Genomic DNA, 20,107 nt, shown 5'->3' with positions numbered 1-20,107 from the left:
GATTATGCCAGCGCGAACGTCTGCAACGGTGAACTGCTTTTGCCTTTGTGCAGAACATTTTCGCTTCGTTGCAACGCAACGGTTTCGTTACTGTCAAGATGACCTAGCGGCGGTAACTGCAGAGGTCTAGTATGAGCCGCACTCACGTCAGCCAGGAGGTAAACCATGTCGGCCACCAAGAAGCCTGTAAACACTCCGTTGCACTTACTCCAACAACTCTCGGGCAGCCTGCTCGAGCATTTGGAAAACGCTTGCTCGCAAGCCTTGGCTGATGCTGAAAAACTGCTCGCCAAACTGGAAAAGCAACGCGGCAAGGCGCAAGAAAAACTGCACAAATCCCGCACCAAATTGCAGGACGCAGCCACTGCCGGTAAAGCCAAGGCGCAGAACAAGGCCAAGGCTGCAGTCAAAGAACTCGAAGACCTGCTCGACGCGCTGAAGGATCGTCAGTCCGACACTCGCGGCTACATTCTGCAACTCAAGCGCGATGCCCAGGAAAGCCTGAAACTGGCTCAGGGTGTCGGTCGCGTGCAAGAGGCCGCCGGCAAGGCGCTGTCCTCCCGTGCAGCCAAACCTGCAGCAGCGCCTGCGAAGAAAGCCGCAGCCAAACCTGCAGCGGCGAAAGCACCGGCTAAAACCGCTGCGGCGAAACCAGCGGCCAAGCCAGCAGCCAAGGCTCCGGCTAAAGCTGCGGCCAAACCTGCTGCAAAAACTGCTGCGACCGCGGCGAAAAAACCTGCTGCAGCGAGCACTGCAAAACCTGCCGCACGTACTGCCGCCGCCAAACCGGCTGCTGCGAAACCGGCCGCCAAACCAACCGCAAAACCTGCTGCGCGCAAAGCGGCTCCGGCAAAAACCGCCGCCGCTAAACCTGCTGCGAAAGTGGCGGTAAAACCTGCAGCCAAAACCGCTGCGGCGAAACCGGCAGCCAAGCCTGCGGCCAAACCTGTTGCGGCAAAAACCACTGCCAAACCAGCCGCTAAAACCGCCGCCAAGCCAGCAGCTAAAGCCACTGCCAAACCTGCTGCTGCCAAGCCGGCAACCGCTGCCGCCAAGCCTGCTGCCAAACCAGTAGCAGCAAAGCCAGCCGCTAAACCCGCCGCCAAGCCGGCTGCCAAACCCGCCGCGAAAAAACCGGCCGCTGCCAAACCCGCTGCCGCCAAACCGGCGACCGCACCTGCCGCCAAGCCAGCCCCTACAGCGCCGGCCACCGCAGCTGCTCCAGCCGCTCCTGCCTCGACCACCACGACTGCGCCAACGCCAGCCGCAACGTCGAGCGCCAGCAGCAACCCGACCAGCGCTTCCTAAGTGCCGGTTGCCGCGACGCGCAGCATTTGCAGCGCGTCGCGGTTCGGGCTGGCGGCCGATCCCACCAGACGCTCAAGCCATTCTGCCGACGCTGATGCAGCCTGCAACGGCCAGTCCTGAGCGACTTGCTCCAGTTGCCATAGCAGATGCCGTTCGGCTTCCAGCTCCAGCGCTTTCATCTGTTCACGCAGGCCCTTGAGCACCGGATCCTCTTCGGCCAGGGTTTTCCATTGAGTGCGCAACGCACGCAGTGGCTGCACCACCTCCCGATCCCAAGGCCCCACCAGCATTTTCAGCTGCTCCGCGCGCTGTTCGTCGCAGGCCACGCCGCGTTGTTCCAGCCACAGACCACACAGCAGCAGGCACACATTGGCCCCCGCTGTCTGCAGTTGCAGGCAGGCCGGTTCCACGCCCGGTCGGGCGTAGGTGGCAAGGGAAAAGCTCCACAGGTCAGAGGACATCGTGCTACTCGCGCCAGTTGTGAGCGAAGCTGGTAGACTCCGCCGCCATTATGATCCGACTTCAGAACCTGACTTTACAGCGTGGCCCGCAACGTCTGCTAGAAGACGCCGAGCTGACCCTGCACGCCGGCCACAAAGCTGGCCTCATCGGTGCCAACGGCGCCGGCAAATCCAGCCTGTTCGCCTTGTTGCGCGGCGAGTTGCACCCGGACTCGGGCGATTGCCTGCTGCCGGCCGACTGGCGGATCGCGCACATGCGCCAGGAGGTCGACACGCTCGAGCGCCTGGCGGTCGACTATGTGCTCGATGGCGACCTGCGTCTACGCGAAGTGCAACGTGACCTCGCCGTCGCCGAAGCGGCCCACGATGGCACGGCTCTGGCCCGTCTGCACGCCGAACTCGACAGCGCCGACGGTTATACCGCCGATGCGCGGGCGCGCAAGTTGCTGGCCGGTCTCGGTTTCACCAACGAGCAGATGGATCGGCAGGTAGGAGATTTCTCCGGTGGCTGGCGGATGCGTCTGAACCTGGCGCAGGCCTTGATGTGTCCGTCGGACCTGTTGCTGCTCGACGAACCGACCAACCACCTGGACCTCGACGCGATCATCTGGCTCGAAGAGTGGCTGAAAAGCTATCCGGGCACCTTGTTGTTGATTTCCCACGACCGCGACTTCCTCGATGAAGTGGTCGATCACGTGGCCCACGTCGATCAGCGCAAACTGACCCTGTACCGCGGCGGCTACACCGCGTTCGAGCGCGCCCGTGCCGAACGTCTGGCCCAGCAACAGCAGGCCTACGAGAAGCAGCAGGCGCAACGTGCGCACATGGAAAGCTACATCGCCCGCTTCAAGGCTCAGGCCACCAAGGCCCGTCAGGCGCAGAGCCGGATCAAGGCACTGGAGCGCATGGAAGAGCTGTCGGCGGCCCACGTCGATTCACCATTCGATTTCGTGTTCCGCGAGTCGACCAAGATCTCCAGCCCGCTGATCGATCTGTCCGATGCGCGTTTGGGTTACGGCGATAAAACCATCCTGGAGAAGGTCAAGCTGCAACTGACCCCGGGTGCGCGGATCGGTCTGCTCGGCCCGAACGGCGCCGGTAAATCGACGCTGATCAAGAACCTTGCTGGCGAACTCGAGCCGCTGGCCGGACGCCTGACCCGTGGCGAGAACACCGTGGTCGGCTACTTCGCCCAGCATCAGCTCGACTCGCTCGACGCCAAGGCCAGCCCGTTGCTGCACTTGCAGCGTCTGGCACCGACCGAACGCGAGCAGACCCTGCGCGACTTCCTCGGCGGTTTCGACTTCCGTGGCGCACGCATCGATGAGCCGGTACTGAATTTCTCCGGTGGCGAGAAAGCGCGTCTGGCCCTGGCATTGATCGCCTGGGAACGGCCGAACCTGTTGCTGCTCGACGAACCGACCAACCACCTCGACCTGGAAATGCGCCTGGCGCTGACCATGGCGCTGCAGGAATTCAGCGGCGCGGTACTGGTGGTGTCTCACGATCGGCACTTGCTCAAGAGCACCACCGACAACTTCTATCTGGTCGCTGATGGCAAGGTCGAAGAGTTCGATGGCGACCTCGAAGACTACGCCCGCTGGCTGGTGGAATACCGTCAGCGCAACGCCCCGGTCAGCAACACCCCGGTCAACCCGGACAAGACTGACAAGAAGGCTCAACGTCAGGCCGCTGCTGCATTGCGTCAGCAACTGGCACCGCACAAGCGTGAAGCCGACAAGCTCGAAGCCGAGCTGGGCAAGCTCCACGAGAAACTCGCCAAGGTCGATGCCAGCCTCGGTGACAGCGACATCTACGAGCCGGCGCGCAAGAACGAGTTGCGAGATCTGCTGGCCGAACAGGCCAAGTTGAAAGTGCGCGAAGCCGAGCTGGAAGAGGCCTGGATGGAAGCCTTGGAAACGCTGGAAAGCATGCAAGCGGAGCTGGAGGCGTTGTCCTGATGGACGCGTTCAAGCTGCCGCTGCCGGCCATGTGGGTCGAGCCGATCTGGCTCGGCGTGCAGATTCTGCTGATCCTGCTGGCCGGTTACATTGCCCAGCGCTTTGTCGCCAAATGCCTGACCCGTCTGGGTGAGCGCTATCCGTTCCCGCCGCAGTTGCTGATGCCGCTGCGTGGCGGGCTGCGCTGGCTGATCATGGGCAGCGCGCTGATCTTTGTGCTGGAGCGCCTCGGCGTGTCGGCCACGGTGTTGTGGACCGCGCTGTCGGGTTTCGTCGCGGTGGCGGCGGTGGCGTTCTTCGCGATGTGGAGTGTGCTGTCGAACCTGCTCTGCGCGATTCTGATCTTTACGGTCGGGCCGTTTCGTCTGGGGGATGTGGTCGAACTGGTCGACACCACCGACAAGCCCGGCGTCAAAGGTCGGGTGGTGGCGATCAATCTGCTCTACACCACGTTGATCGAGGCTGAAGAACTGGGCACCGGCAGCGCCATGGTGCAGGTGCCGAACAGCTTGTTCTTCCAGCGCTCGGTGCGGCGCTGGCGGGGCAGTGATGTGTTTCCTTCCAGCGGTTTCGAGAAGTAGATTCCCCGGGCGTCTGGACTGATGCCTTCGCGAGCAGGCTCGCTCCCACAGTGAAAATGCATTGCCCTGTGGGAGCGAGCCTGCTCGCGAAGGGGGTATTAGCCCGCAAATACGGGGTTGCGTCCGCAACGTCCTACAAAAAAACGATAGTCATCCGCCTGAAACCACATTAATTTGGACGTTTGGTACGAGTCCGAGTCGAGGTGTGCGATGGAGCTTCAAACATGGCTGGCATTCTTTGCCGCCTGCTGGGTGATCAGTCTGTCCCCGGGCGCCGGCGCCATTGCGTCGATGTCCAGCGGTCTGCAATACGGTTTCTGGCGCGGTTACTGGAATGCCTTGGGCCTGCAAGTTGGCCTGGCGGTGCAGATTGCGATTGTCGGCGCCGGTGTTGGCGCGATCCTCACCGCTTCGGCCACGGCGTTCTATGCGATCAAATGGTTTGGCGTGGCCTACCTGGTCTATCTGGCGATCAAGCAATGGCGTGCGCTGCCCATGGACATGAGCGACGACGCGGCGGTGCGGCCGATCGGCAAACCGTTGGCCCTGGTGTTCCGCGGTTTTCTGGTGAACATCAGCAACCCCAAGGCACTGGTGTTCATGCTGGCGGTGCTGCCGCAGTTCATCAATCCGCATGCACCGTTGCTGATGCAGTACCTGGTGATCGGCGTGACCATGATCTGTGTTGATCTGATCGTCATGGCCGGGTACACCGGACTGGCATCCAAGGTGCTGCGCCTGTTGCGTACCCCGACGCAACAGAAGCGCATGAACCGCACGTTTGCCGGGCTGTTCATTGGCGCGGCGGCGTTCATGGCGACGTTGCGCAAAGCGGTGGTTTAAAAGCCGCGGCCACAAAAAAGGCGACCTCTTGAGGTCGCCTTTTTATTTCTACTGATTTCTCTAGAGAACTCAGTTGTAGTGAGGGGATTCATCCCCGATGGACTGCGCAGCAGTCCCAATATCTTTGTGCTCAAGAGCGGGGCCGCTTCGCGGCCCATCGGGGATGAATCCCCTCACCACAGGGTTATTCACTCAGCCGGCTAGTGCAAAATCACCGGCGCAGTATCACGCGGCAGATTGTTGCGCTGCTGCGGTTCACGCGGCTGCTCGTAACCGCCGCCACCCAGCTGCATGCTCAGTTGCCCGGCCACGTCTTCGCCCAGCGCTTTCGACACCTCACGCACCACCCGAGGGCGATTCAGCGAGATCTTGATGTCGCGGCCGTTCACCAGTTTGGTGTCCTGTGCTTCACCCATCGCCGTGAAGGCCGACGTGATCTCGTAGGTCTTGGTGTTGATCAGGCTGAAATCCGCCACCAGCGTCAGGCCCAGCACCGCCGAATAGCTGTCGGTGTGCGCCAGCTCATTCATGTCCTGGGTGAAATCGATGTCGGACACGGTGCCGAACAACACATAGTCGGCGCCCTTGAAGTTGCCGGCCTTGATGCGTTTGATCACGTCGTAGATATCACCCTTGGACGACGCGGTGTACGGCGTGCCCTGCACCAGCTGGAACATGCCGGTGCGCAGGATTTCACCCTTGATGTCGCCGGTGAATTTGCGCAGCTCGGTCTGCTCGATGTAGCTGGTGGTCGCTTCCAGCTCGTTGTAGTTCGACGAACCACTGGAGCTGTAGTAACCCTCGCGGTAATTGTTCTGCGCCGAAACGATGTGGATGTATTGCTCCACACGCTCCTGATACGCCAGATCCGTCACCGCGACTTTCGGGGCCGCTTGCGCGCTGAACGCGCAAGCCAGGGCCATCATGCCAATCCATGCGCGCATTGCTTAACGCTCCGTGGTTTTGCGGATCTCTTTTTCGTCCATCCACTCGGCCAGACCGCTTTCAACGTCGATCAGTTGCAGGCTGAATTTGTAGAAGACGTCCTTGTAGTCGCTGCTGCGCTTGACGATCGAGCTGATCGAGCCTTCCAGACGGTATTTGGCGGCGATCATGTTGCCGGTCTTGGCCACGGTGCTCTTCTTGTACAGGCCGCTCTGGTTTTGCAGCTTGAGCTGATCAACCTGGCTCTGCATTGCGGTGTTGTCGCTGGCGAAGCGGGCAGTGCCGGACTTCATCAGCTGGGTCTTGATGCTGGTGGTGATCTCGCGGGTATCGATGTACTCGCTGGTTTTGTTCTTCACGTCGTAGACCTGCACCACCGGGCGGCCCTGCAGGATGCCGGACTGGGCCAGCGAGCGGGTCATCGATTCGGCGATCATTTGCAGGTCGGTCGAACCGAATTCGTTGGTCACGGTTTCAACCGCTTTGGTGTCGCCGTAGCTGATGTTCTTGCTGCCCAGGGTCGGCGAAGTGTTGGCGCAACCGGAAGCCAGCAGGGCGAGGACAGCGATCAAGGAAAAGCGTGCAAACATGGGAATGCTCTCTAAAACAGGAATAGGGTGGCGGGCTTAAGGCGTCTTGAGTTCCAGACGGAAATCCACGGCTTTCGGGGTCGGCGCGATGCCCTGGATAAAGCTGGTCTGGGCGCCGTACATCAACTGGCTTTTCCAGACTTCTTCCTCGGCGATCGGGAAACCTTCCGGACCGAGCCAGGCGAAACGGTAGTAGAACGTCTTGTTGCTGTTGAGGGTGTTGGTCAACTGCACATTGACGGTCATGAAGCCGTTCTCGCGAGCCACGCGCATGGCGCCGACAGCGATGTGTTTTTGCGGGCCCATGGCCACGACCTTGCTCGCGGCGCTGCCCGGCTCCGGTGGTGGCGGGGTGGCGCAGCCGCTGGCCAGGACGGCGAGGGCGGCAACGGCGATGAGTTTGAAGCGCATGCAAAGACTCCGTTCTTAAGGTTGTTTGAGGCTGGCGACGTTGGTCGCGCCGGCGCTCGGGATGACGTGGGCAGCGAGGCCCGCAGCGAACACCTGATTGCCCACGGCGCGCAGGCTGATGACCTGATAACGCTGATCGACGGTGACCTTGACCACCGAACCGCCGACGGCACTCGGCAGACTGACTTGGTGCTCGCCTTTCTTCAAGCGCAGTCGCACCACTTGGGTGTTATCCGGAAGGGTGCGCCATGTACGGGTATCGGCACCTTCCAGCACGGCTGAAGAGATACCCACGGCCAGACCCGCCAGCGGGTTGGTTTCGTTGATCTTCTTCTGCGCCACGCCTTTGGTGATTGCGCGCACGGTGGTGCGCACGATGATCCCCGGCATGTCATCGCGCAGGGCGCGGCGCGACATGGCGGTGGTGCTATTGAGGGCGGTCAGGTTGACTTGCTGGCCATCGACGCCAATCTGCGCGAACGGCGCGGTGGAGGTGTCAGGCTTGATGATCGGGAACGACAGCGGGGTGATCACCACGTTGTTGGAAATCGGCAATGGCAGCGGTACGCGGATCGAGTCGCGGGCTGGCGCCAGGCCGCTTTGCACCACGATCAGGATGTCGCTGTCGTCGGACTTGGTCGGCTTGTCGAGGTTGACCAGCGCCTGTTCCAGCAGCGGCGTGTTCGGGCGCAGTTCGGCGGCCTTGCGGTAGCCCGGTGCAGCCAGGTCTTTCTCGCCCAGGGCTTCGTAGACGAAACCGGCCAGGTAATGGCTGAACGCACTCTGGTAGCTGTTTTTCAGGCCGACCACTTCCGGCGCGTCGAGGCTGGCGACCGGGTAACCCTGCAGATCCTTGTACTGGGTCTTGATCCCTTCTTTTTCGGCCTCTTCCTCGCTCTTGAGGTATTCCTTGTCGCGCAGGTCGGCGATCACCGCTTCACGTTCGTGAGTTTTCTTGATCGCAGTGCGGGCGCCGTCGAAGTCATTGACCGCCAGCAGGTTGAGGGCCATCTGCGTGGTCAGCATGACTTTTTCGTAGTCGTAGCCTTCGTAGCGACGCACCTTATCGTTGACGATGAAGCTGCCGAACTGGGCGAGGTATTTGGCGGAGTCGAGCTTGACTGCATCTTCCCACTGACCGACCACCTGATCGGCGCTGGTCCAGGCATTCTGGCTGCCGGACAGGTCGCCCTTGGCGCGCAGCAACTCACCTTTCTCGAAGTAATAGAGCAGGTCTTTGTCCGGGCCGGTGTTGTTCTTTTCCAGCAGGGTCAACGCGGCATCGACGTTGCCGGTCGCCAGTTGCTGGTTGGTCTGGGCCAGTTCCGAATCGTAGTTGCGAAATGCCGAACAGCCGGACAGCAAAGTGACAGCGCTGAGCGCGATCAAGGTGGGAGCACGGAATGCCATGGGGGTGTTTCTTCCCTGAGCTTGAAACAGCAGCAGCCACCTGTGCTGGTCGGGCTGATGTGACCCATCGACAGTGGCGCTGGCCTCCTGCCAATTCCTCATAACCAGAGGAGCTTTTATGCCGCATCGCGATAGCGCGGGCGCGGCATTATAAGCGGGCGGTGCTGGCCATGTAATAGCTTTTTAATCGCACTTGTTAATTTGGTGCCATCATTCTAAGCATTATCAATCGTCCTGCGGTCATGGCGTTTCAGGCAGGACCAGTGCGGAACCCACGAAATAGTTTTGGCCCATGAATACCCGCAGATTGAACACTTGATGATTCTGGTCGACGCGTACCGTGAACCCGTCTTCTGCACGAAAATACGGAAAGCGCACGCGGTGCAGGCCTTTTTTCAGGCGCAGACGGGCGACCAGGGTTTTATCCGGCAGTGTGCGCCAGGTTCGTGTGTCAGCTTCCTCGAAAGGATCGTGATCGGTCACCACCAGCGAAGCCTTGGCCGGATCGCGTTCGTTCTTTTGCGCCTGGCTGATGGCTGCCATGTTGGCGCGGAACATGGCGCGAGAAATGATCGCCGGCATGTCATCGCGCAAGGTGCGCATGGCCATGTCTGTGACGCTGTTGATCATCGTCAGCGGGTATTGTTTACCATCGACGAGCACGCTTGGAACTGGAGGTGTGAGAGTGTCGGGCACCATCACCGGGAACGAAATGGGGGCGATAATCGTCAGGTTTTCGTTCAGCCGCACCGGGATCGGCACTTGCACCGAACTGCGTGCCGGGGCGAAGCCGGCCTGGACCACGATCAGAATCTCGCTTTCATCGCCTGCCGGCCCGGGTTTGTCCAGATTGCGCAGAGCGTTTTCGAGAAACCGCAGGCCCGGGCGCAATTCGATCGCCTGTCGATAGCCGGGTGCCGCGAGCGTACGCTCGCCCAAGGCTTCATAGGTGAAGCCAGCCAGATAATGACTGAACGCACTCTGGTAGCCATTCTTCAGCGCGATGACTTGCGCAGCGTCGAGGATGGTCACCGGATAGCCTTGCAAATCTTTGTAATGCAGCGTGATCCCTTGGCTTTTGGCTTGCTCTTCAGCCTCTTCGTATTGCCTTTCGCGCTGCCGGGCGATCAGGGTTTCGCGCTCGTGGGTTTTCTTGATGTCGGCCCGGGCACCGTCGAAATCGTTTTCCGCCAGTTGGTTGAGCGCCATCTCGGTGGTCAGCATGACTTTTTCGTAGTCGTAGCCCTCGTAGCGCAGCAGCTTGTCGTTGACCAGCATCGTGCCCATTTCGTTGCCGAAGCGGGTCAGCAGTTTGATTGGGGCTGAGGGGGTGGTCTCTTCACGCTGGAAAATCATCCGGTCGGCACTGCGCCAGGCTTCCTGGCTTTTTGGCAGGTTGGTGCCGGCGCTGAGAATCGCGCCGCGTTCCAGGTAATACAGCAGATCCTTGTCTTCCCAAGGATTGTGCAGCTCCATCAGGTAGAGCGCTTCGTTCAGATTGCCCTGCGCCATCTGGTCGATGGTCTGCTGCATTTCCTGATCGTAATTGCGATAAGCGGCGCAACCGCTCAGTTGCACGATGAGGCTGAGCAGCAGGCAGAACGGCAGACAATGGCGCATGGAGACGGGTTCTTCCTTGAACGGCAAAAGCACGGGGTGTCGCATTATAGGGGCGCTTTGCTGCTGCCGGGTGGGTAGGCATTACGCTAGGCTTGCGCGCTCAGCGATCAACAAGTCGGGGACTCTCGATGAATCAACTGCAAGCCATGCGCGCCTTTCGCTGCATCGTCGAGTGTCGCGGATTCAGCGCCGCTGCCGAGCGACTCGACACCACCCACTCGACCATCTCCCGGCAGTTGCAGCAACTGGAAAGCGAACTCAGCACACGCCTGATCAACCGCAACACCCGCCGTTTCAGCCTGACCACGGCGGGGCAGCAGTATTACGCGGCGTGCGTGGATATTCTCGAACGTCTTGATCAAGCCGCGCTGGCAGTGGGGCAGGCTCACGAAAGCCCCAGCGGTGTGCTGCGCATCAGCGCGCCGATGGTGATCGGTACGCTGGAGCTGGCGAGCTGGCTGCCGGCGTTTCAACAGCGCTATCCCGAGATCGAGGTGGACCTGTCCTGCGACGACCGCTTCGTCGACCTGATCGCCGAGGGTTTCGACGTGGCCTTGCGCATCTGCGGGCCATTGGCCGATTCGTCATTGGTCGCGCGCCTGCTGACCGTCTCGGACCTGTTGCTGGTGGCGTCGCCGGCCTACGTCGCCCGCAATGGCCTGGTGCGTCAGGTGCGCGAGCTTGTCGAGCATCAGTTGCTGGCGTTTGCCGGAGGCAGCAGCTGGGTGCTGACCGATGCGCGCGGGGTGACGACGCCGGTATCGGCACAAGGTCGGTTCAAGGCGGATTCGATCAGTTCGCTGCACGCGGCGGCGCTGGCCGGGGTCGGCATTGCCGCGTTCACCCGGGCCACGGTGCAGGACGATCTGCTGAGTGGCCGGCTGGTGCAGATCCTGCCCAACTGCAGCCTCGGTCAACGGCACTATTACGCGCTTTATCCGCACGCCCGGAATGTGGCGCTCAAGGTTCGGGTCTTTGTCGAATTCATGCTCGAACATTATCGCCAAGCGTCGGCGCCACTGCGCTAAAGCGGTTCTACGTCGACAAAGCTTGAGCGAAAGGCGTTCGAAGTGAACAATATGTAACTTCGCATTTCCATTTGAGACTCATTCATGACTGCCTCGTCCCGATTGCTGGCTTGGCTGGTGTTCCCGTTGTTTGCCCTGTGCAGCGCCAATCTGCTCGCCGACACCGTGGAAGGCGCCCCGCAGGCGCTGCACCTGCTCGATTACATCAGTGCCGACTACCCGCCGACCGTGGCGTCAGGCAAGGTCGTCGACGACGGCGAATACCGCGAGCAACTGGAATTCACCCAAGTGCTGCAAGGGCTGATCGCAAGCCTGCCAGCGAAGCCGGACAAGGCTGCGCTGGAGCAGGGCGTCAGTGCGCTGCATGCCGCGATCACCGCCAGGCAGGACGGTGCCGACGTCGCCCGTCAGGCCCGGCAACTGGGGGCGAAACTGGCGGTGGCCTACGAGGTCAGCCAGGCCCCGATCATCCCCCCCGATCCGACCCGTGGCGCGCCGCTGTACGCGCAAAACTGCTCGGTGTGCCACGGTGCCACCGGTGCCGGTGACGGCCCGGCGGGTGTTGGCTTGATGCCGCCACCGGCCAACCTGCGCGATGCCGCACGGATGGACCATCTGAGCCTGTACGCGATCTACAGCACCCTCGGCCAAGGCGTCGAGGGCACCGACATGCCGGCCTTCGCCGATCAACTGGACGACCGTCAGCGCTGGGATCTGGCGACCTACATTGCCGGTTTCAGTGCCGACCCGGCAGCGGCCAAGTCCGACAAGACCTACAACATCGCCGATCTGGCCCGCCAGACCCCGGCCGAAGTGCAGGCCGCCGAAGGTGCGCAAACCGCCGCCACCTTCCGCGCCCAGCGCGCGCAGCCGCCGCAGGTCAAGCGCGGCCCGGCGCAGTTGCTCGACTACACCGCCGCCACGCTGGACAAGAGCCTGGCCGCGTACCGTGCCGGTGATCGCGATCAGGCCTACGACCTGTCGGTAGCGGCGTATCTGGAAGGTTTCGAACTGGTCGAAAGCTCGCTGGATAACGTCGATGCCAACGTGCGCAAGGACACCGAAAAATCACTGATGGCCTACCGTCAATCGCTGCAGGACGGCTTGCCAGTGGCGCAGGCCGAGCAGCGTCTGGACGCGGCCAAGGACAAATTGAAAGCGTCCGCCGAATTGCTCGGCAGCGATGGCCTGAGCTGGTCGCTGAGCTTCATTTCCGGGCTGCTGATTCTGCTGCGCGAAGGCCTCGAAGCGATTCTGGTGCTGGCGGCGATCCTCGCCTTCCTGCGCAACACTGGCCAGCAGTCGGCGGTGCGCAGCGTCAACATCGGTTGGGGGCTGGCGTTGTTGGCCGGTCTCGGCACCTGGGCGCTGGCGGCGTATGTGATCGATGTGAGCGGCTCGCAGCGTGAACTGCTCGAAGGCGCGACAGCGCTGTTTGCCAGTGTCATGGTGCTGTGGCTTGGGGTGTGGATGCACGACCGGCGTCACGCGGCGGCCTGGCAGGACTACATCAAGCAGAGTCTGGTGGGCGGCGGCGGGCGCTTCGGTTTCGCGATCCTCGCCTTCTTCTCGGTGTACCGCGAGCTGTTCGAAGTGATCCTGTTCTACGAAACCCTGTGGCTGCAGGCAGGCCCGGCCGGGCATGACGCGGTGCTGGCCGGTGGCGCCACGGCGCTGGTGCTGCTGGTCGGTCTGGCCTGGGTGATCCTGCGCGGCTCGGCGAAGCTGCCGCTGGCGCTGTTCTTCAGCATCAACGCCGGGCTGCTGTGTGCGTTGTCGGTGGTGTTCGCCGGCCATGGCGTGAAGGCGTTGCAGGAAGCCGGGATCTTCGGCACGCGGCCGGTGCCGTTCTTCGACTTCGACTGGCTGGGGATTCATGCCGACGCCTATTCGCTGATGGCGCAGGCGCTGGCGATTGTTGCGATTGTCGTGTTGTACGGGCGTAGCCGGATGGCCGAGAGAAAGCGGGTGACGGCTGCCTGATCGAGTTATCGTTAAAAGATCGCAGCCTTCGGCAGCTCCTACAGGGGTGCGTTATATACCTGTAGGAGCTGCCGAAGGCTGCGATCTTTTGCTTTTAAGAGGTTATCAAGATGCGTGTATGGATCGATGCCGACGCCTGCCCTCGGGCCGCCAAGGATCTGGTGGTGAAGTTCGCCCTCAAGCGCAAGTTCGAGGTGGTGCTGGTGGCAGGCCAGCCGCAGACCAAGCCGGGGCTGGCCATCGTCAAACTGATCGTGGTGCCCAGCGGTCCGGATGCGGCGGACGATTATCTGGTCGAGCACGCGGTGCCTGGTGAGCTGGTGATCTGCAGCGATATTCCGCTGGCCGATCGTCTGGTGAAGAAGGGCGTGGCGGCGCTGGACCCGCGGGGCAAGGAATTCGACGCGCAGAACATGGGCGAGCGCCTGGCCGTGCGCAACCTGTTCACCGACCTGCGCGAACAGGGCCAGATCAGCGGCGGCCCGGCGCCGTTCGGCGAGCGTGAGAAGCAGGCGTTTGCCAATGCGCTGGACCGCATCCTGACGCGCCTGGCCCGCCAGCCCTGATTCAACCCTATCACCCTGTGGCGAGGGGATTTATCCCCGATGGCTCGCGAAGCGGGCCCCTCTTGATCTTGAAAAGATGGGGGCCTGCTGCGCAGGCCATCGGGGATAAATCCCCTCACCATAACGGGTTTAGCAATTAAGGTCAGGCATCGTTCTCGTGGGTCAGTTCGAGCACGCGGTCGACCAGTTTGTTGATCCCCGACGCCGCCTCACTGATGTTCTGCGCCAGCATGTACGCCGGGGTGGTCACCAGTTTGCGTGCCTTGTCTTCGATGATGTCGCTCACTGCGCAGTCTTCGTGGGTGGCGCCCATCTTGTTCATGGCGGTCGCGGTATCGGCGTCATTGCCGATGGTGCAGGTCACGCCCGGGCCGTAGATTTTTGCTGCCAGCGCCGGCGAGATGCACATCAGGCCCACGGGTTTGCCCGCTTCGGCAAACGCTTCGGCCAGGGCCAGCACTTCGGGCTGCACCGTGCAGTTGGCGCCTTCGACGGCGAAGTTCGACAGGTTTTTCGCCGCGCCGAAGCCGCCGGGTACGATCAGTGCGTCGAAGTCTTCGACGTCGGCTTCGCGGATGTCCTTGATGTTGCCGCGGGCAATGCGTGCCGACTCCACCAGGACGTTGCGCGTCTCGGGCATTTCTTCACCGGTCAGGTGATTGATCACATGCAATTGCGCGACGTTTGGGGCGAAGCACTGCACTTGCGCGCCGCGTTGATCCAGGCGCAGCAGGGTGATGACGCTCTCATGGATCTCGGCGCCGTCGTACACGCCGCTGCCGGACAGGATCACTGCAACTTTTTTGCTCATGGGTTTCTCTCCAGTTTCATGGCGCTAAATGTCCACTAATTTGTCGCGCGTTGCCATAGGGTGATTGGGCGGCTACACCTAGGATCTGTCCATAGAATCCGACCGGGGCGCGCCATGGACTTCATTCTGTATGCAGTGCCGTTTTTCTTCGTGCTGATCGCTGCCGAACTGCTTGCCGACCGCTGGCGCGGAGTCAGCCACTATCGCCTCGCCGACTCGGTGAACAGCCTCAGCGCCGGGGTGTTGTCGACCACCACCGGGCTGCTGACCAAGGGTGTGGGGCTGCTGACATACGCGTTTGCCCTCGAACATCTGGCGCTGCTCAGGCTGCCAGTGGACAGCGCCTGGGTCTGGGTGTTGGCCTTTGTGTTCTACGACTTCTGTTACTACTGGCTGCACCGCCTGGGCCACGAGCGCAACATTCTCTGGGCCGCGCATTCGGTGCATCACCAGAGCGAGGAGTACAACCTCTCCACTGCGTTGCGCCAGACCAGTACCGGGTTCTTGCTGGGCTGGATCTTCTACCTGCCGATGGCCGTGCTCGGGGTGCCACTGCTGGTGTTCGTCAGCGTCGCGGCGATGAATCTGCTGTATCAGTTCTGGGTCCATACCCGGCACATTCCCAAGCTCGGCGGGTTCGAGTGGTTCTTCGTCACGCCATCCAATCATCGGGCTCACCATGCACAGAACGCTCTCTACATGGATCGCAACTACGGCGGGGTGTTCATTCTTTGGGATCGGCTGTTCGGCACGTTCCAGGAAGAGGACGACAACGAACCGGTGATTTTCGGCGTGACCACGCCGCTGGCGAGCTGGAATCCGCTGTGGGCCAACGTGCAGTTTTATGCGCAGTTATGGGACGACGCGCGCCGCGCCGAGCGTACGTGGGACAAGCTGCGGATCTGGTTCATGCGCACCGGTTGGCGCCCGTCAGACGTGGCGCTGAAGTACCCGCTGAACAAGCCGGACCTGAGCCGTTTTCGCAAGTTCGAGGTGCCACTCGATAGCCGTCAAAAGGGCTACGTGGCGTTGCAGTTCTGTGTCTATATCGCGTTGGGCAGTTACTTGATGGGACAGGCGCCACATTTGCCGGTCGCAGCGCTGCTGTTGGGCTGGGGCGCCGTGGCGTGGGGGTTGTTTGCGTTGGGCGTGGCCCTGGAAAATCGCCCGTGGGCGCTGAAGGTGGAGCTGCTGCGACTGGCGTCGACTTTGCCGCTGGCAGGGCTGGCGCCACTGCTCGGGCTATGGCCGGCCAGCCCGTTGGTCTGGGCTGGCCTGCTCGGTTACAGCCTGCTCAGCGGCATCGCGCTGTATGGCTGTCGCCAGCGCGTCACTCGGCTGGCTTCTTAGGTTCGGCGAGGCTGGCCTGTTCTGCTTGAAGCCGATCGGCGGCTTTTGCGGCTTGCTCGTCGGCGTACACCTGCCTGGCCAGGCGGGCGTTCTTGAAGCGGCGACGCAGCCACAGGCCGACACCCAGCACCAGCAGCGCGCCGAGGACCCACAACTCGTATTTCTTGATGCTGCCGAGCATGCCTTCGAGCACCGCGCCGAAGTGGTAGGCGGCCGCTGCCAGGGCGGTGGCCCAGATCGCCGCGCCGATGCCGTTGAGCAGCAGATAACGTCCCGGCGGATAACCTGACAGGCCGATTGCCACCGGCATCACCGTGCGCAGGCCATACACGAAGCGGAAGCTCAGGACCCAGATGTCCGGGTGCTTGCGGATGTGTTCCAGCGCGCGGTCGCCCATCATCTGCCAGCGCGGCTTGCGCGCCAGTAATTTGCGCCCGTGCTTGCGCCCCAGGAAATACCACAGCTGATCGCCGGCATAGCTGCCGAAGAACGCCACGACCACCACCAGGTTGATGTCCATGTATCCACGGAACGCGAGGAAGCCTGCGAGCACCAGGATGGTTTCGCCTTCGAAGAACGTGCCGAGGAACAAGGCAAAGTAGCCGAAGTCATGCAGAAATTGTTGGAGCATTGTCTGGGTGCTGGCGAAATGAACGCGCAGCCTAACCCTTCGTACACATTCAGGAAAGTGTCGAAATGTGTCTCGACGTGAACAATTCCTACGCTAACAATGGAATGCGGCTACATGTCACGGGGTACGCATAACTGTAATCTGTTCGTCATAATGGCCGTCTATAACTGTCACGCTCGCCCGTTTGCGCGGGCTCAGGAGTCTGCCGTGAGCTTTACCCCTGCCAACCGTTTGTTCCCTGCCACCCGTTTGCGCCGCAATCGCCGCGATGATTTTTCGCGACGGCTGGTGCGGGAGAACGTGCTGACGGTCGATGACCTGATCCTGCCGGTGTTTGTGCTCGACGGTGAAAACCGTCGCGAAGCCGTGGCCTCGATGCCCGGCGTCGAGCGCCTGACCATCGATCTGCTGCTGGAAGAAGCGGCGAAGTGGGTCGATCTGGGCATCCCGGCGCTGGCGCTGTTCCCGGTCACGCCCACCGAATTGAAATCCCTCGACGCTGCCGAAGCCTGGAACCCGCAGGGCATCGCCCAGCGTGCCACCCGCGCCTTGCGTGAGCGCTTCCCGGAGCTGGGGGTGATCACTGACGTCGCGCTCGATCCGTTCACCACCCACGGGCAGGACGGCATTCTCGACGAAGCAGGCTATGTGCAGAACGACATCACCGTCGACGCACTGGTCAAGCAGGCACTGTCCCACGCCGAAGCCGGCGCTCAGGTCGTGGCACCGTCGGACATGATGGACGGGCGCATTCAGGCGATTCGTGAAGCGCTGGAAATTGCCGGCCACGTCAACGTGCGCATCATGGCCTATTCGGCCAAGTACGCCAGCGCCTATTACGGGCCGTTCCGCGATGCGGTGGGCTCGGCGGCGAATCTGGGCAAGGCCAACAAGGCTTCGTATCAGATGGACCCGGCCAACAGCGACGAAGCGTTGCACGAAGTCGGCGCCGACTTGTCTGAAGGCGCGGACATGGTCATGGTCAAACCCGGCATGCCGTATCTGGACATTCTTTTCCGGGTAAAAGATGCCTTCAAAGTGCCGACCTTCGTCTATCAGGTTAGCGGCGAATACGCCATGCACATGGCGGCGATCCAGAATGGCTGGTTGAGCGAGGCGGTGATTCTTGAATCACTGACCGCCTTTAAACGTGCCGGCGCTGATGGCATCCTGACTTACTTTGCTGTCCGTGCCGCTCAATTGTTACGAGAGCAGAAATAGCCCTCCCAGGAACATTCGATGAATACCGAAGGACTCACAGAAGTTGCAGTAAAAGAAGCTCAGCCGGTGGTGGAGCAAATCACCGAAACCCCGCCGGAACTCGAGCCTGCGCCACCCGCGCCGGTCACCGAAGCCGTCGCGGCGGCGCCGGTGATTGCGATCCCGGGCCTGGATGACAGCAGCCTGTACATCCACCGCGAGCTTTCGCAACTGCAGTTCAACATCCGCGTGCTGGAACAGGCGCTGGACGAGTCCTATCCGTTGCTGGAGCGGCTGAAGTTCCTGCTGATCTTCTCCAGCAACCTCGACGAATTCTTTGAAATCCGTGTCGCCGGCCTGAAAAAGCAGATCACCTTCGCCCGTGAACAGGCCGGTGCCGACGGTCTGCAACCGCATCAGGCGCTGGCACGGATCAGCGAGCTGGTGCACGGTCACGTTGACCGCCAGTACGCGATCCTCAACGACATCCTGTTGCCGGAGCTGGAAAAGCACCAGGTGCGCTTCATCCGTCGCCGCCACTGGACGACCAAGATCAAAACCTGGGTGCGCCGTTATTTCCGCGACGAGATCGCACCGATCATCACCCCGATCGGCCTCGACCCGACGCACCCGTTCCCGTTGCTGGTGAACAAGAGCCTGAACTTCATCGTCGAACTGGAAGGCATCGACGCCTTCGGTCGCGATTCCGGTCTGGCGATCATCCCGGCACCGCGCCTGCTGCCGCGAATCATCAAGGTACCGGAAGAAGTCGGCGGCACCGGCGACAACTATGTGTTCCTGTCGTCGATGATCCACGCCCATGCCGATGACCTGTTCCAGGGCATGAAGGTCAAGGGCTGCTACCAGTTCCGCCTGACCCGAAACGCCGACCTGGCGCTCGATTCCGAAGACGTCGAAGACCTGGCGCGCGCCCTGCGTGGCGAGCTGTTCTCGCGGCGTTACGGTGATGCGGTACGCCTGGAAGTCGCCGACACCTGCCCGAAACATCTCTCGGACTATCTGCTCAAGCAGTTCAACCTGAGCGAGACCGAGCTGTATCAGGTCAACGGCCCGGTCAACCTGACCCGTCTGTTCAGCATCACCGGTCTGGACAGTCACCCGGAGCTGCAATACACGCCGTTCACCCCGCAGATCCCGAAACTGCTGCAGAACAGCGAGAACATTTTCAGCGTCGTCAGCAAGCAGGACATCCTGCTTTTACACCCGTTCGAGTCGTTCACCCCGGTGGTCGACCTGCTGCGCCAAGCGGCGAAAGACCCGCATGTGTTGGCCGTACGCCAGACCCTGTACCGCTCCGGCGCCAACTCGGAAATCGTCGATGCGCTGGTGGACGCCGCGCGTAACGGCAAGGAAGTGACCGCAGTCATCGAACTGCGCGCACGCTTTGACGAAGAGTCCAACCTGCAACTGGCCAGCCGTCTGCAAGCGGCCGGTGCGGTGGTGATCTACGGTGTGGTCGGCTTCAAGACGCACGCCAAGATGATGCTGATCCTGCGGCGCGAGGCCGGCGAGATTGTGCGTTACGCGCACCTCGGCACCGGTAACTACCACGCCGGCAACGCCCGTCTGTACACCGACTACAGTTTGCTGACCTCGGATGACGCGTTGTGCGAAGACGTCGGCAAACTGTTCAGCCAGTTGATCGGCATGGGTAAAACCCTGCGCATGAAAAAGCTGCTGCATGCGCCGTTCACCTTGAAGAAGGGCATGCTCGACATGATTGCCCGGGAAACCCAGTTCGCCCTCGACGGCAAACCGGCGCACATCATCGCCAAGTTCAACTCGCTGACCGATCCGAAGATCATCCGCGCGTTGTACAAGGCCAGCCAGTCTGGCGTGCGCATCGATCTGGTGGTGCGCGGCATGTGTTGCCTGCGTCCGGGCATTGCCGGGGTTTCGCACAACATCCATGTGCGCTCGATCATCGGCCGCTTCCTCGAGCACACCCGGGTGTTCTACTTCCTCAACGGCGGCGAGGAGCAGATGTTCCTCTCCAGTGCCGACTGGATGGAGCGCAACCTCGACAAGCGTGTCGAGACTTGCTTCCCGGTGGAAGGCAAAAAACTGCTGACCCGCGTGAAGAAAGAGCTGGAGCTGTACCTGACCGACAATACCCACAGCTGGAGCCTGCAGTCGGATGGCCGTTACATCCGCAACACGCCAACCGGTAACCAGAACCCGCGCAGTGCGCAGGCGACGTTGCTGGAACGCCTGGGCAGCCCGATTCTGCCGGTGAGCAGCTGACCTTCAGCCCAATAAAAAAGGCGATCCCTCGGGATCGCCTTTTTTGTGCCTGTCGTTCACACACTTGTGGCGAGGGAGCTTGCTCCCGCTGGACTGCGCAGCAGGCCCATGCTTTTAAAGAAAGGGCCGCTTCGCGCGCCAGC

General features: G+C 61.6%; 18 protein-coding genes. 10 read left to right on the top strand and 8 right to left on the bottom strand.

Translation table 11 applies throughout. The annotated features are described in order from the left end of the window. Positions 1-165 precede the first annotated feature (165 nt). A complete protein-coding gene (locus HBN98_RS11410) occupies positions 166-1,308 on the top strand; it encodes an AlgP family protein (RefSeq protein ID WP_083367578.1) in 1,143 nt (380 codons plus the stop codon). Here HBN98_RS11410 and HBN98_RS11405 read toward each other — a convergent pair. After that, positions 1,305-1,769 (bottom strand): TIGR02444 family protein, encoded by a 465-nt coding sequence (locus HBN98_RS11405; protein ID WP_083367579.1) that lies wholly within the window; start codon positions 1,767-1,769, stop codon positions 1,305-1,307. The two genes, HBN98_RS11410 and HBN98_RS11405, sit on opposite strands and share 4 nt — an antisense overlap. Positions 1,770-1,819: 50 nt before the next feature. On the opposite strand from HBN98_RS11405, the gene HBN98_RS11400 reads away from it, so the two are divergent. The 3 genes from HBN98_RS11400 (at position 1,820) to HBN98_RS11390 (ending at position 5,154) form a co-directional block, all read left to right on the top strand. After that, positions 1,820-3,730: an ATP-binding cassette domain-containing protein gene (locus HBN98_RS11400; RefSeq protein WP_027610459.1), complete on the top strand. Its 1,911-nt coding sequence runs from the start codon at positions 1,820-1,822 to the stop codon at positions 3,728-3,730. Beyond that, the gene (locus HBN98_RS11395) at positions 3,730-4,311 is read left to right on the top strand and encodes a mechanosensitive ion channel family protein (protein WP_064589769.1); all 582 of its coding nucleotides are present in this window, start codon (positions 3,730-3,732) and stop codon (positions 4,309-4,311) included. Before HBN98_RS11400 ends, HBN98_RS11395 begins: the two co-directional genes overlap by 1 nt. Positions 4,312-4,521: 210 nt before the next feature. Continuing rightward, positions 4,522-5,154: a LysE family transporter gene (locus HBN98_RS11390; RefSeq protein ID WP_083367580.1), complete on the top strand. Its 633-nt coding sequence runs from the start codon at positions 4,522-4,524 to the stop codon at positions 5,152-5,154. 200 nt (positions 5,155-5,354) lie between these two features. Here the strand turns inward: HBN98_RS11390 and HBN98_RS11385 are convergent, their stop codons facing one another. From HBN98_RS11385 to HBN98_RS11365, 5 genes are all read right to left on the bottom strand, one after another. Beyond that, entirely contained in the window at positions 5,355-6,098 is a 744-nt protein-coding gene (locus tag HBN98_RS11385; protein WP_083367581.1) for a penicillin-binding protein activator LpoB, read from the bottom strand. A gap of 3 nt (positions 6,099-6,101) precedes the next feature. Further along, entirely contained in the window at positions 6,102-6,689 is a 588-nt protein-coding gene (gene lpoB / locus HBN98_RS11380; protein WP_003229365.1) for a penicillin-binding protein activator LpoB, read from the bottom strand. 36 nt (positions 6,690-6,725) lie between these two features. Next, entirely contained in the window at positions 6,726-7,100 is a 375-nt protein-coding gene (locus HBN98_RS11375; protein WP_064589766.1) for a YcfL family putative periplasmic lipoprotein, read from the bottom strand. A 15-nt stretch (positions 7,101-7,115) separates the two neighbouring features. Further along, positions 7,116-8,510, bottom strand: coding sequence for a COG3014 family protein (locus HBN98_RS11370; RefSeq protein WP_064589765.1), 1,395 nt, complete (start codon positions 8,508-8,510; stop codon positions 7,116-7,118). Positions 8,511-8,750: 240 nt separating this feature from the next. Then, a complete protein-coding gene (locus HBN98_RS11365) occupies positions 8,751-10,130 on the bottom strand; it encodes a COG3014 family protein (protein WP_083367582.1) in 1,380 nt (459 codons plus the stop codon). A 128-nt stretch (positions 10,131-10,258) separates the two neighbouring features. Between HBN98_RS11365 and HBN98_RS11360 the strand changes: the two genes are divergently transcribed. From HBN98_RS11360 to HBN98_RS11350, 3 genes are all read left to right on the top strand, one after another. Then, positions 10,259-11,158, top strand: a complete 900-nt coding sequence (locus HBN98_RS11360) for a LysR family transcriptional regulator (protein WP_083367583.1) — start codon at positions 10,259-10,261, stop codon at positions 11,156-11,158. Between the two features lie 84 nt (positions 11,159-11,242). Next, positions 11,243-13,141 carry an FTR1 family protein gene (locus HBN98_RS11355; protein WP_083367584.1) on the top strand — a complete coding sequence of 633 codons (1,899 nt, stop codon included), beginning with the start codon at positions 11,243-11,245 and terminating at the stop codon, positions 13,139-13,141. Positions 13,142-13,251: 110 nt separating this feature from the next. Next, the gene (locus tag HBN98_RS11350; protein ID WP_083367585.1) at positions 13,252-13,707 is read left to right on the top strand and encodes a YaiI/YqxD family protein; all 456 of its coding nucleotides are present in this window, start codon (positions 13,252-13,254) and stop codon (positions 13,705-13,707) included. A gap of 142 nt (positions 13,708-13,849) precedes the next feature. On the opposite strand, the gene elbB is transcribed toward HBN98_RS11350, so the two are convergent. Next, positions 13,850-14,518, bottom strand: a complete 669-nt coding sequence (elbB, locus tag HBN98_RS11345) for an isoprenoid biosynthesis glyoxalase ElbB (protein ID WP_064589760.1) — start codon at positions 14,516-14,518, stop codon at positions 13,850-13,852. Positions 14,519-14,632: 114 nt separating this feature from the next. Here elbB and HBN98_RS11340 point away from each other — a divergent pair, with 114 nt between their 5' ends. Then, positions 14,633-15,868, top strand: a complete 1,236-nt coding sequence (locus HBN98_RS11340) for a sterol desaturase family protein (protein WP_083367586.1) — start codon at positions 14,633-14,635, stop codon at positions 15,866-15,868. On the opposite strand, the gene HBN98_RS11335 is transcribed toward HBN98_RS11340, so the two are convergent. Continuing rightward, complete coding sequence (locus tag HBN98_RS11335; RefSeq protein WP_064589758.1) at positions 15,849-16,499, bottom strand: DedA family protein; 651 nt, start codon at positions 16,497-16,499, stop codon at positions 15,849-15,851. The two genes, HBN98_RS11340 and HBN98_RS11335, sit on opposite strands and share 20 nt — an antisense overlap. A gap of 207 nt (positions 16,500-16,706) precedes the next feature. Between HBN98_RS11335 and hemB the strand changes: the two genes are divergently transcribed. Together hemB and ppk1 are read left to right on the top strand one after the other, a co-directional pair. Continuing rightward, the gene (gene hemB / locus HBN98_RS11330; protein WP_064589757.1) at positions 16,707-17,720 is read left to right on the top strand and encodes a porphobilinogen synthase; all 1,014 of its coding nucleotides are present in this window, start codon (positions 16,707-16,709) and stop codon (positions 17,718-17,720) included. Between the two features lie 18 nt (positions 17,721-17,738). Further along, a complete protein-coding gene (gene ppk1 / locus HBN98_RS11325; protein WP_064589756.1) occupies positions 17,739-19,964 on the top strand; it encodes a polyphosphate kinase 1 in 2,226 nt (741 codons plus the stop codon). The last annotated feature ends 143 nt before the right edge of the window (positions 19,965-20,107 follow it).

This window comes from Pseudomonas koreensis (assembly GCF_012986595.1).
GTDB lineage: Bacteria > Pseudomonadota > Gammaproteobacteria > Pseudomonadales > Pseudomonadaceae > Aquipseudomonas > Aquipseudomonas koreensis.
Note: the sequence above shows the minus strand (reverse complement) of the source record. Positions and strands in the feature narration are given on the sequence as shown.

What these genes read in the sequence shown, in the direction of transcription:
- HBN98_RS11405 (WP_083367579.1), bottom strand. Translation starts at nt 1,769, where the DNA reads ATGTCCTCTGACCTGTGGAGCTTTTCCCTTGCCACCTACGCCCGACCG.
- elbB (WP_064589760.1), bottom strand. Translation starts at nt 14,518, where the DNA reads ATGAGCAAAAAAGTTGCAGTGATCCTGTCCGGCAGCGGCGTGTACGAC.
- HBN98_RS11335 (WP_064589758.1), bottom strand. Translation starts at nt 16,499, where the DNA reads ATGCTCCAACAATTTCTGCATGACTTCGGCTACTTTGCCTTGTTCCTC.
- HBN98_RS11375 (WP_064589766.1), bottom strand. Translation starts at nt 7,100, where the DNA reads ATGCGCTTCAAACTCATCGCCGTTGCCGCCCTCGCCGTCCTGGCCAGC.
- HBN98_RS11395 (WP_064589769.1), top strand. Translation starts at nt 3,730, where the DNA reads ATGGACGCGTTCAAGCTGCCGCTGCCGGCCATGTGGGTCGAGCCGATC.
- HBN98_RS11385 (WP_083367581.1), bottom strand. Translation starts at nt 6,098, where the DNA reads ATGCGCGCATGGATTGGCATGATGGCCCTGGCTTGCGCGTTCAGCGCG.
- HBN98_RS11410 (WP_083367578.1), top strand. Translation starts at nt 166, where the DNA reads ATGTCGGCCACCAAGAAGCCTGTAAACACTCCGTTGCACTTACTCCAA.
- lpoB (WP_003229365.1), bottom strand. Translation starts at nt 6,689, where the DNA reads ATGTTTGCACGCTTTTCCTTGATCGCTGTCCTCGCCCTGCTGGCTTCC.
- HBN98_RS11365 (WP_083367582.1), bottom strand. Translation starts at nt 10,130, where the DNA reads ATGCGCCATTGTCTGCCGTTCTGCCTGCTGCTCAGCCTCATCGTGCAA.
- HBN98_RS11360 (WP_083367583.1), top strand. Translation starts at nt 10,259, where the DNA reads ATGAATCAACTGCAAGCCATGCGCGCCTTTCGCTGCATCGTCGAGTGT.
- HBN98_RS11355 (WP_083367584.1), top strand. Translation starts at nt 11,243, where the DNA reads ATGACTGCCTCGTCCCGATTGCTGGCTTGGCTGGTGTTCCCGTTGTTT.
- ppk1 (WP_064589756.1), top strand. Translation starts at nt 17,739, where the DNA reads ATGAATACCGAAGGACTCACAGAAGTTGCAGTAAAAGAAGCTCAGCCG.
- HBN98_RS11400 (WP_027610459.1), top strand. Translation starts at nt 1,820, where the DNA reads ATGATCCGACTTCAGAACCTGACTTTACAGCGTGGCCCGCAACGTCTG.
- HBN98_RS11390 (WP_083367580.1), top strand. Translation starts at nt 4,522, where the DNA reads ATGGAGCTTCAAACATGGCTGGCATTCTTTGCCGCCTGCTGGGTGATC.
- HBN98_RS11340 (WP_083367586.1), top strand. Translation starts at nt 14,633, where the DNA reads ATGGACTTCATTCTGTATGCAGTGCCGTTTTTCTTCGTGCTGATCGCT.
- HBN98_RS11350 (WP_083367585.1), top strand. Translation starts at nt 13,252, where the DNA reads ATGCGTGTATGGATCGATGCCGACGCCTGCCCTCGGGCCGCCAAGGAT.
- HBN98_RS11370 (WP_064589765.1), bottom strand. Translation starts at nt 8,510, where the DNA reads ATGGCATTCCGTGCTCCCACCTTGATCGCGCTCAGCGCTGTCACTTTG.